At 59.4% G+C, this 2,727-nt stretch carries 3 protein-coding genes; all 3 read right to left on the bottom strand.

All coding sequences use genetic code 11. The features are described from left to right. Positions 1-1,176: TIGR03013 family XrtA/PEP-CTERM system glycosyltransferase (locus AB4Z11_RS28745; RefSeq protein WP_442029238.1), on the bottom strand; the 1,176-nt coding region annotated here is incomplete at its 3' end. Between the two features lie 87 nt (positions 1,177-1,263). Beyond that, positions 1,264-2,313 carry an SDR family oxidoreductase gene (locus tag AB4Z11_RS28740; RefSeq protein WP_442029237.1) on the bottom strand — a complete coding sequence of 350 codons (1,050 nt, stop codon included), beginning with the start codon at positions 2,311-2,313 and terminating at the stop codon, positions 1,264-1,266. Positions 2,314-2,315: 2 nt separating this feature from the next. Continuing rightward, positions 2,316-2,727: UDP binding domain-containing protein (locus AB4Z11_RS28735; RefSeq protein ID WP_442029236.1), on the bottom strand; the 412-nt coding region annotated here is incomplete at its 5' end.

Raw genomic sequence — 2,727 nt, 5'->3', positions numbered from 1 at the left:
GTATGGACGCTCCGGACGCGGACCGACGAAGGACATTTCGCCCTTCAGCACGTTCAGGATCTGCGGCAGTTCATCGATCCGCAGCTTGCGGATGATATTGCCCACGCGCGTGATACGCGGGTCGTTCTTGGATGCCCACTGCGGGGTGCCGTTCTTTTCCGCGTTCTTGAACATGGAACGGAACTTCAGCACCTTGAACACGTGGCCATCCTTGCCGACGCGCTCCTGCGAGTAGAACACAGGGGCGCCATCCTCCAGCACGATCGCGAGTGCCGTCAGCAACATCACCGGCAGCGTTGCCACCAGCAGGGCTAGACTGGCCACCACGTCCACGGAACGCTTCATGAAGATGCGGGCGAAGCTCTGGTCAAAACCGCCGCCGAAGACCAGCCAGGAAGGCTGCAGCGAATCGACACGGATCTGGCAGGTTTCGCGCTCGAAGAAAGTAGCAGCGTCGGTCACCTGGATGCCGAAGGTTTTGCACTCCAGCAGTTCCTTGATCGGGAAGGCGCCGCCGCGGCGGTTCTGCACCGACACCACGATCTCGGAAACACGCTGGGCATTGGCCAGCGCTACCAGAGAGCCGCCGTCAGCCAGGTGCAGCAGCTTATTCTGCGGCACTTGCACATCTTCCGACGGCACCGGCACGAAGCCGGCGATATCGTATTTGCGATAGTTACCCGGCCGCACGGCCAGGTCGCCGCACTCCTTTGCCAGAGCACCTCCGCCGAGGAAGATGATGCGCGTCTCCAGGAAGCGGGTACGCGAAGTCTTCAGGAAAATGCCGCGCGCCATCAGGATGCCGATGGCAGCAAAGGAATACACCATCACCAGGATGCCGCGGCCGAAGTACAGCTCAGGCGCCAGATAGAATACCAGGGTCAGGATACAGAAACCCATGGCGAAAGAAGGCATCAATTGCAGGAAGAAGGGATTGCGCAGCCCTTCCTGGAAATTGATCTGGTACATGCCCAGCGCACTCATGCTGAACACGATGGCGGCCGCGAAAATACAGGCCGACATGAAGAAGTGATCGAGCTTAGGTAACAGGAACTGATCGCCGTCAAAGAAACGCAGACCCGCTCCAGCATAGAACGAGCCAATCAGGATCATCACTTCCAGAAACAATAGGCTGAACACCACCTTTGAAATATAGTGGTTGGAGATTCTTAGCATTTTTTCCCTCCCGCAGTACTGCTTCTTATTGCCGGATGAAGAGCTGCGTCCCCACGCAGTTTCCCCGGTAATTCGTTGTGCGGCGGATCATTGATCCGCCAGATTGCGGACATACCAATCCATAGCTTCTTTCAGTCCCTCGCCGATGCGGTGCGAAGGATTGAACCCCAGTAGCTCACGCGCCTTGCCAATATCGGCTTGCGAATGACGCACGTCGCCGGCGCGGAAGCCCTGGTACTGCGCCTTGTGCTCGTGCAGGTGCGGGAATTGCACCTGCAGCAGCTCACGCATCATCAGGTAAAGCTGGTTAAGCGTAGTGCGCTCATTGAGCGCCACGTTGTACACCTGGTTGACCGCTTCCGGCTTTTCAGCCGTCGCCGCCAGCAGGTTGGCCTGAACCACGTTATCGATGAAGCAGAAATCGCGGCTCGTTTCGCCGTCGCCATTGATAAACAGCGGACGGTTGCGAATCAGGTCCGATACCCACTGCGGAATCACCGCAGCATAGGCACCTTCCGGGTCCTGACGCGGCCCGAATACATTGAAGTAGCGCAGGCCGATAGATTGCGCGCCGTAGCAGCGGGCGAAAACGTCCGCGTACAGCTCATTGGCGTACTTGGTCACCGCATAGGGCGACAAGGGATTGCCGATCTGGTGTTCGACTTTCGGCAGGCCGGGATGGTCGCCGTAAGTCGAGCTGGAAGCGGCGTACACGAAACGCTTTACTTTCGCGTCGCGCGCCGCAATCAGCATGTTCAAATGTCCGGTGACGTTGGTCTCGTGCGTGGTGAGCGGATCTTCGATCGAACGCGTCACGGAGCCCAATGCCGCCTGGTGCAGCACGAAGTCAATGCCCTGGCAGGCGCGCGCGCAGGCGTCCTTGTCGCGGATATCGGCTTCGATAAAATCAAAATTGGCCCAGTTGGYCGAACCTACCAGCTCGCGCACCTGGTCCAGGTTGTGCTGATGGCCGGTGGCAAAGTTGTCCAGGCCCGTCACGCGCTGGCCCAGCTTGAGCAGGGCCTCCACGAGATTGGAACCGAYGAAGCCGGCCGCACCCGTTACCAGCCAGTGATAGCGCTGGCCTTTCAGGTGTTCCTGCACTTGCTCGAACTTGCCCACGGCTGCTGTCTCCAAGATTACAGGCGCCAGACGCTGAAGCCCGCTTCACGCAGGCCGGCCATATTGAAGGCCGACTTCACGTCGATGAAGCAGCCGCCCGGATTCAGCTTGGACGACAGGTCGCCCAGCGACAGTGCCAGCAGCTCTTTGTGCGACACGGCTGCCACCAGGGCATCCGCTTGCGGCAGTGCGTCCCAGCTCTCCAGCTTGATGCCGTATTCGTGCACCGACTCTTCGCTGTCGGCCACCGGATCGTGCACATGCACGTCCAGACCATAGGACTGCAGCTCGAAGACCACGTCGGCCACTTTCGAGTTGCGCAGGTCCGGGCAGTTTTCCTTAAAGGTCAGGCCCAGCACGTTCACCTTGGCGCCCTTGACGTGGCAGCCGGCGGCGATCATCTGCTTAACGGTTTTCTCGGCCACGAAC

Origin of the sequence: Pseudoduganella sp. RAF53_2, from assembly GCF_052113985.1 — a bacterium.
Lineage (GTDB): Bacteria > Pseudomonadota > Gammaproteobacteria > Burkholderiales > Burkholderiaceae_D > Rugamonas.
This window is presented reverse-complemented; position numbering and strand designations above follow the sequence as displayed.